5 protein-coding genes and 1 riboswitch are annotated in these 5999 nt (G+C 71.6%); of the genes, 4 read left to right on the top strand and 1 reads right to left on the bottom strand.

The genetic code is table 11. From position 1 onward, the window contains the following. Positions 1–278: 278 nt before the first annotated feature. Positions 279–412, top strand: a riboswitch (SAM riboswitch). Between the two features lie 11 nt (positions 413–423). From thrC to paaN, 3 genes are all read left to right on the top strand, one after another. Continuing rightward, positions 424–1710 carry a threonine synthase gene (gene thrC, locus E1211_RS29995; RefSeq protein ID WP_132353256.1) on the top strand — a complete coding sequence of 429 codons (1287 nt, stop codon included), beginning with the start codon at positions 424–426 and terminating at the stop codon, positions 1708–1710. Between the two features lie 336 nt (positions 1711–2046). Continuing rightward, positions 2047–3066: a GNAT family N-acetyltransferase gene (locus E1211_RS29990; protein WP_132353254.1), complete on the top strand. Its 1020-nt coding sequence runs from the start codon at positions 2047–2049 to the stop codon at positions 3064–3066. A 52-nt stretch (positions 3067–3118) separates the two neighbouring features. Beyond that, positions 3119–4792, top strand: coding sequence for a phenylacetic acid degradation protein PaaN (gene paaN, locus E1211_RS29985; protein WP_132353253.1), 1674 nt, complete (start codon positions 3119–3121; stop codon positions 4790–4792). A gap of 42 nt (positions 4793–4834) precedes the next feature. Here the strand turns inward: paaN and E1211_RS29980 are convergent, their stop codons facing one another. After that, complete coding sequence (locus E1211_RS29980) at positions 4835–5365, bottom strand: N-acetyltransferase family protein (protein WP_371686225.1); 531 nt, start codon at positions 5363–5365, stop codon at positions 4835–4837. Positions 5366–5586: 221 nt separating this feature from the next. Between E1211_RS29980 and E1211_RS29975 the strand changes: the two genes are divergently transcribed. After that, positions 5587–5790 carry a cold-shock protein gene (locus E1211_RS29975; protein ID WP_120680312.1) on the top strand — a complete coding sequence of 68 codons (204 nt, stop codon included), beginning with the start codon at positions 5587–5589 and terminating at the stop codon, positions 5788–5790. Positions 5791–5999: the final 209 nt, after the last annotated feature.

Here is a 5999-nt window from a genome sequence, read left to right as displayed (position 1 = left end):
CCCATCCCGGCGTGGTCGGTGGTGCAGGCGCCGAGCAGCAGCACGCCGGCGATCGGCAGACCGGTGAGCAGCAGCCGACGGCGGGCCGGTCGAGCAGTCATCGCCGCATCCTCTCACCGCCTCCGGCTCGGCCCCGTCCCGGCCGGTGGCGGGGTCGACCGGGAGGGGGCCGGGACGTTCCACCGGACCGTCCGGCTCGGTTCCGCCCCCGCTCACCCGGTGGGAACCCCGCTGGAACCGTCCCCGGCGGGCGCTTAGACTCGGCTGCACAACTGAATACCTCATCCAGAGGGGCTTAGGGATACGGCCCGATGACGCCCCGGCAACCACCCCACGCGCTCACCGTCGAGCGCCGGCGGGCAGGTGCCAATTCCGTCCCCGCCGCAGGGTGCGATGCGGGGGAAGATGAGAGGACTTCTCGACATGACGTCGACGATCGCCCCGTCCGGCATCGACACCACCGCCAGCCCCGCCCGCGCCCTCGTCTGCCGTGCCTGTCAGGCCCGCTACCCGCTCGCCGCGCAGCACGCCTGTTACGAGTGTTTCGGGCCGCTCGAGGTCGACTACGACGCCGCCGCGCTGGCCACCGTGACCCGGGAGCAGATCGAGGCCGGGCCCCGCAACCTCTGGCGGTACGCGGCGCTGCTCCCCGCCGGCCAGGACCCGGCCGGCCGGGTCACCCTCGACCCCGGCCTCACCCCGCTGGTCGCCGCCCCGCACCTCGGCGCGGAGCTGGGCTTCACCGCTCCGCTCTGGGTCAAGGACGACAGCGCCAACCCGACCCACTCGTTCAAGGACCGGGTCGTCTCGGTGGCCCTGACCGCCGCCCGGGCGCTCGGCTTCACCCGGTTCGCCTGCGCGTCGACCGGCAACCTCGCGAACTCGGTCGCCGCCCACGCGGCCCGCGCGGGCGCGCCGTCGGTGGTCTTCATCCCGTCCGACCTGGAGCAGGGCAAGGTGGTCACCACCGCCGTCTACGGTGGCGAGCTCGTGGCCGTCGACGGCTCGTACGACGACGTGAACCGGCTCTGTGGCGAGCTGGTGGAGACCGACGAGTTCGAGGACACCGCCTTCGTCAACGTCAACGTCCGGCCGTACTACGCCGAGGGCTCCAAGACGCTCGGCTACGAGGTGGCGGAGCAGCTCGGCTGGCGGATCCCCGCGCAGGTGGTGATCCCGATGGCCTCCGGCGAGCTGCTCACGAAGATCGACAAGGCGTTCACCGAACTGATCGAGATCGGACTGGTCGAGGCGCCGGTCGGCGGCTGGAAGGTCTTCGGCGCGCAGTCGGCCGGCTGCAACCCGATCGCCACGGCGCTGCACGACGGCCGGGACGAGATCGTGCCGGTCAAGCCGACCGGCATCGCCAAGTCGCTGAACATCGGCGACCCCGCGGCCGGGCTCTACGCCCTGGAGGCGGTGCGGCGCACCGGCGGCTGGATGGAGTACGCCGACGACGAGGAGATCCGCGCCGCCATCCGCCTGCTGGCCCGGACCACCGGCGTCTTCGCCGAGACGGCCGGCGGCGTCACCGTGGCGGTGCTGCGCAAGCTCGTCGAGTCCGGCAGGCTCGACCCGTCCGCCGAGACTGTCGTGTTCAACACCGGCGAGGGGCTGAAGACGATCGACGCGGTCGCCGGGCAGGTCGGCCCCACCCACCGCATCCGCCCCTCGCTGCGCGCCGCCCGGGACGCCGGCCTCCTCGGCTGACCCGCCGCGATCGTTCCGATCCGCCCGGACGTCGCGGTCCGCCCGGCGTCCGGGAAGCCGGGTGGATCATCGGCGGATCGCCCGAACGGGGGATCAGGCCGATCCGCCGGGTAACCGGCTTTTCGCTCTGGGTGCGAGAAGCCCGCCCCTAAGGACTTGACGGCAGGAACCGGACGGCGCAAGATGCTCCGTGCGGGAGGGCGTATCGCCGAAGACTTTTAGTTCTTACGACCCAACGCCGGAGGCGTTGTGCGATCGTCCCTCCCGACCAACGTCCCGAACGGGCCGGCGATTTAATCGCTGGCCCGTTCGTCGTACGACGGGCACGCTCGCCGCATGAGCATCACGATCGCGCCGTTCGACGCCACCGATCCCGCCGCGATCGAGGCGGCTTACCGCGTCGGCGCCGCGGCCAACGACGCCGACGTGCCCGACTACCCCCCGTTCTGCCGTCGCCGCTTCGAGGCGATGCTGCGCCACCCGTTCCCCGGCACCGCCACGCTCTGGGCGCTGGCCCGGCTGGACGGCGTACCCGCCGGCTACCTGGCGCTGGACCTGCCGCAGCTCGACAACACCGAGAACGCCACAGTCGAGCTGACCGTGCATCCGGCGTACCGACGCCACGGCGTCGGCCGGGCGCTGCACGAGCACTGCCTGCGGCTGCTGCTCGAGCAGAGCCGCAAGCGCGTCATCGGGATGGCCGTCTCGGCACTGCCGGACGGGCCGGCGCGGACCGAGGCGGGCGGCGCGTTCGCCGCGGCGGTGGGCGCGCAGCCGGCGCTCGTCGAGGTCCGTCGCCGGCTCGACCCCACCCGGGTCGACCAGGCCGTGCTGGACGCGCTGCTGGCCGACGCCCGAGCCGAGGCGGAGGGCTACCGCACGGTGCGGTGGCACGGCCTCGTTCCCGAGGAGTACGTCGCCGACATCGCCTACCTCGACGGCCGGTTGAGCACCGACGCGCCCCTCGGTGACCTGGAGTGGGAGGCGGAGAAGGTCGACGCGGAGCGGATCCGGGGCACCGAGCGGGCGTTGGCCGCGCGGGGTCGGCGGCAGTACCACGTGGCGGCCCAGCACGTGGCGTCCGGCCGGCTGGTCGCGTGGACCCTGCTCGATGTCGGCCCGTCGGCCGACTGGCACGCGTTCCAGCAGATCACCATCGTCGACCCCGAGCACCGAGGTCACCGGTTGGGCCTGCTCGTCAAGGTCGAGAACCTGCGTCACCTGCTCTCCCACGAGCCGGCCGTACGCGCGATCGACACCTTCAACGCCGCCGCGAACAGCCACATGATCGCGATCAACGAGCAGCTCGGCTTCCGTCCGGTGGACGGCTGGACGGACTGGCAGTTGACGATTTGAGTTGTGACACAGGTCTACTGATCGCGCACCCTTCTGTTGCATCATGACGGGCATGACGGACACCCCGCACCCTCTCTACGACCGGCACGTCGAGACCCTCACCCGTGCGCTGACCGCGATCACCGAGCGCGGATACTGGTCCGCCTACCCGGAGTCGCCCAGCCCCCGCGTCTACGGCGAGACCGCCGCCTCCGACGGCAAGGCCGCCTTCGAGGCGTACCTGAACGGCGACTTCCCGCTCGACCAGCCGGGCACCGGTGAGCGGGTCGCCACCGAGACGAGCCCGTTCGGCGTGGAGCTCGGTGTGCGCTACCCGCACGCCGGGGTCGACGAGCTGGTCGCCGCCGCGAGCGCCGCCCTGCCCGCGTGGCGCGACGCCGGCCCGCAGACCCGGATCGGGGTCTGCCTGGAGATCCTCGACCGGCTGCACAAGCACGTCTTCGAGCTGGCCAACGCGGTGCAGTTCACCAGCGGCCAGGCGTTCGTGATGGCCTTCCAGGCCGGCGGGACGCACGCGCTGGACCGCGCGCTGGAGTCGCTCGCGTACGCGTACGCCGAGATGACCCGGCACCCGGGGACGGCCGGCTGGGAGAAGGCCGCGGGCAAGGGTGACCCGCTGCGGATGACCAAGACGTTCCACGTGGTGCCCCGCGGGGTGGCCCTGGTGGTCGGTTGCAACACCTTCCCGACCTGGAACTCGTACCCGGGGCTCTTCGCCTCGCTCGCCACCGGGAACCCGGTGATCGTCAAGCCGCACCCGCGCGCGGTGCTGCCCCTGGCCATCACCGTGAAGTACGCCCGCGAGGTCCTCGCCGAGGCCGGCTTCGACCCGAACCTGATGCTGCTCGCCACCGAGGCGCCGGGCGAGAAGCTCGCCTCCTCGCTGGCCCTGCACCCGGCCGTGAAGATCGTCGACTTCACCGGCTCCACCGAGTACGGCGATTGGCTGGAGGCGAACGCCCGGCAGGCGTCCGTCTACACCGAGAAGGCCGGGCTCAACACGGTAGTGATCGACTCCACCGACGACTTCGCCGGGCTCTGCCGCAACCTGGGCTTCACGCTCACCCTCTACAGCGGGCAGATGTGCACCACCTCGCAGAACATCCTGATCCCCGCCGGGGGCATCGAGACCGACCAGGGGCACAAGAGCTTCGACGAGGTGGCGGGCGGCATCGCCGCGGCGGTCGGGAAGCTCACCGCCGACGCGGCCCGCGGGGTCGAGCTCACCGGGGCGATCGTCAACGACGGTGTCCTGGAGCGGCTGGACGAGGTCACCAAGGTCGGCGCGCCGGTGCTGGAGTCACGCACCGTCGAGCACCCCTCCTTCCCGGGCGCCGTGGTCCGTACGCCGACGCTGGTCAAGGTCTCCGCGGACGACACCGCGACCTACGGCCGGGAGTGGTTCGGGCCGATCTCGTTCGTCATCCCGACCGATTCCACCAGCCACAGCCTGGAGATCATGCGCCGCACGGTGGGCGAGAAGGGCGCGCTGACCGCGGGCGTCTACTCGACCGACGACGCGGTGCTCGACGCCGCGGAGGCCGTGGCGATCGAGGTCGGGGTGCACCTGTCCTGCAACCTGACCGGTGGGGTGTTCGTGAACCAGTCGGCGGCCTTCTCCGACTTCCACGGCAGCGGCGCCAACGCGGCCGCCAACGCCGCCCTCACCGACGGGGCGTACGTCGCCAACCGCTTCCGCATCGTCCAGTCCCGCCGGCACGCCTGAGCCGTTCCTCGCCGGGCCGTGCCGTCGGGCGCGGTCCGGCGCTCAGGCGGCGCGCCGCATCTGGAGTTCGGTCATCGCCGCAACGGTCGGGTGCGGCACGCGGACGCCGGTGTCGACGAAGCCGAGCCGCTGGTAGGCCCGGTAGGCGCGGTCGTTGCCGACCACGACCTCCAGCATCAACTCGGGCCGTCCGCACGCCCGGGACCAGGCCGCGACCGCGTCGACGAGGTCGCTGAGCAGCCCGCTGCCCCGCCAGTCGGGGGTGACGTAGACGGCGTAGACGACGGTCAGCTCGGGCTCGGAGGGGAGCACGGTGCCGCCCGCGTGCCCCACCAACCGGCCGCCCGGGTCCGCGACGAACTGCGCGGTCTGCGATCCGACCGAGGTGGACGCGATCCGGAGGGCGTACTCGGCGTGGGGTCGGGCCGCCGCGTCGGCGACGGTCTCCAGGAAGGCCAACGGCGAGTCGGCCAGCATCTCCAGCCGCAGCGCCCGCATCCGGGCCGCGTCCTCCGGCCGGACCCGGTGGATCTCCGGTCGGCTGCGGCCGACCTCGGCCGGGCTGCTCGTCACACCGCATGACTACCACAGCGACGGTCGACGATGAGTTCACGGCTGCTATCGGCGAAGTATGCCCGATTTGTGGTCGTGCGCGGTCGTCACGCCTCGTGTAGCGTGCGATTTCGGTCACCGATTCAGCGTCCGTCGCCGATTGCGGAAACGGTGGTTACGAGCGCCCGGCTGCGTCCGGGCGTTCGGGGTAGGTAACGCCGCGCAGAGTGAGGAAGTGGACCGTGGCACAGGGCACCGTGAAGTGGTTCAACGCCGAGAAGGGCTACGGCTTCATCGCCGTCGACGGCGGTCAGGACGTGTTCGTCCACTTCTCCGCGATCGAGATGGACGGTTACAAGGCTCTCGAAGACGGCCAGCGGGTGGAGTTCGAGATCGCCCAGGGCCAGAAGGGCCCGCAGGCGGAGCGGGTGCACGTCATCGGCTGAGGCGGGTGATCGACTCGTCATCATTGATGTCGGAGTATCGCCGGGCGTGTGACACCCCGACATCAAGGAACTGGAGTCGATCAGGAATCCGTCGAGCGGCACCGGAACGGGGCTGCGCGCCGAGTGCGCCAGCAAGGAAGATCATGAGCCGGTCCAGCTGTCGCTAGGAGGGTTCATGTCCGACCTGCCGCCCCCGGCCGTCCCGCCCC

Origin of the sequence: Micromonospora sp. 15K316, assembly GCF_004348525.1 — a bacterium.
Taxonomy (GTDB): Bacteria; Actinomycetota; Actinomycetes; order Mycobacteriales; family Micromonosporaceae; genus Micromonospora.
Note: the sequence above shows the minus strand (reverse complement) of the source record. Positions and strands in the feature narration are given on the sequence as shown.

Coding starts and splice junctions, on each gene's coding strand:
- thrC (WP_132353256.1), top strand. CDS start 424: ATGACGTCGACGATCGCCCCGTCCGGCATCGACACCACCGCCAGCCCC.
- E1211_RS29990 (WP_132353254.1), top strand. CDS start 2,047: ATGAGCATCACGATCGCGCCGTTCGACGCCACCGATCCCGCCGCGATC.
- paaN (WP_132353253.1), top strand. CDS start 3,119: ATGACGGACACCCCGCACCCTCTCTACGACCGGCACGTCGAGACCCTC.